The following is a 279-nucleotide window of genomic DNA, read 5'->3' on the forward strand; positions in this document are numbered from 1 at the left end:
GCGACGGCCCGCTGTTCAAGGGCAAGCGCGTCGCGGTGGTCGGCGGCGGCAACTCGGGCGTCGAGGCCGCGATCGACCTGGCCGGCATCGTGAAGGAAGTCACGCTGATCGAATACGGCGCGCAACTGCGCGCGGACGAGGTGCTGCAGCGCAAGCTGCGCAGCCTGCCGAACGTGACGATCGTCACGCAGGCGCAGACGACCGAGCTGACCGGCGACGGCAGCAAGCTGAACGGGCTCGTCTACAAGGATTTGCGTTCGGGTGAAGCGAAGCGCGTCG

Annotated in this window: 1 protein-coding gene; it reads left to right on the plus strand. The window is 68.1% G+C overall.

Annotation, left to right across the window (positions count from 1 at the left end):
- The coding region (locus SB725_RS30895; protein WP_410923186.1) for an NAD-binding protein at positions 1–279 on the plus strand (279 nt) is incomplete at both ends.

Origin of the sequence: Pseudomonas sp. SIMBA_041, from assembly GCF_046535095.1 — a bacterium.
Lineage (GTDB): Bacteria > Pseudomonadota > Gammaproteobacteria > Pseudomonadales > Pseudomonadaceae > Aquipseudomonas > Aquipseudomonas mucoides.